The 1,096-nt window shown below is 71.4% G+C and carries 1 protein-coding gene; it reads left to right on the top strand.

What is annotated here, in order from left to right:
- A partial coding sequence (locus tag ABZ281_RS50325; protein WP_356665638.1) for an ABC transporter substrate-binding protein occupies window positions 1–1,096 on the top strand: 1,096 nt, incomplete at both ends.

Here is a 1,096-nt window from a genome sequence, read left to right as displayed (position 1 = left end):
ACATCCCGTCCAAAGCGAAGATCCAGGCCGCCGCGCTCAGCCGGTACAACGAGCTGCTCGCCGGCAAGACGGTCGGCGGAATGACGCTCGCCGACGGCCGCCGGGTCGAGGTGCGCACCTGCGACGACGGCGGCAGCGGCGTCGGCAACAACGAGTGCGTGCACCAGCTCGTCGAGGAGGACCAGGTCGTCGCCCTGGTCGCCACCACCGCCCTCGACTACGCGGGGGCCTCCCGCGTCTCCCGCGCGGGCGTGCCCGACATCGGCGGCCAGCCCATCGGCACCGCCTACGACACCTTCCCGCACCTCTACGGCATCTACGGCAGTCTCGCGCCCCGCGACGGCACCCCCGGCTGGGACGGAAAGCTGTACGGCGGCACCGAGGTCTACCGCTACTTCAAACGCGAGCACGGCGCCCGCACCGCCGCCGTCGTCTCCTACAACCAGTCCGCCTCGGCCGCCTACGCCCGGCTCATCGAGCGCGGACTGCGCGCCGAGGGCTACAAGGTCGTCACCGAGCAGGTCGACTTCGCCCTGCCCAACTTCCGCGCCGTCGCCGCCGACCTCAAGGAGCAGGGCGCCGACCTGGTGTTCGACGCCATCGACGGGCACGGCAACGCCCGGCTCTGCCAGGCCATGGACGAGGCCGGCGCCGACGTCACCGCCAAGGTGACCAACGTGCAGAACTGGACGTCCACCGTCGCCGACGACTACAAGGACGCCCCGCGCTGCCGCAACGCCCTGTGGGCGACCGGCGCCAGCCGCAACTTCGAGGACACCGGCAACGCGGCGGTGGCGGAGTTCCGCGAGGCGACGAAGGACCTGAAGACGCACTCCCAGTGGCAGCTGGAGGGGTGGGCGGCCGCGCGGTGGTTCACGGACGCGGCGACGTCCTGCGCGAGCACGGGCATCACGCGCGCGTGCGTCGACGCCTTCATGAACCGCAGCCAGGGCTACACCGCCGGAGGGCTGCTGCTCCCCGTCCGCTTCGACCGCCTGCCCGAGCCGCCGAAGACGACTACCACAACGAATAGGAGGGACTGCCCGTGTCGTCTTCTGAACTGGTTCCCCGCATCGGCGGCGCCCTCGCCAAGACC

It is taken from the genome of Streptomyces sp. NPDC006265, from assembly GCF_040613555.1.
In the GTDB taxonomy this organism is placed as follows: domain Bacteria; phylum Actinomycetota; class Actinomycetes; order Streptomycetales; family Streptomycetaceae; genus Streptomyces.
The sequence above is the reverse complement of the archived record's forward strand: the minus strand, read 5'-3'. Positions and strand labels throughout refer to the sequence as shown.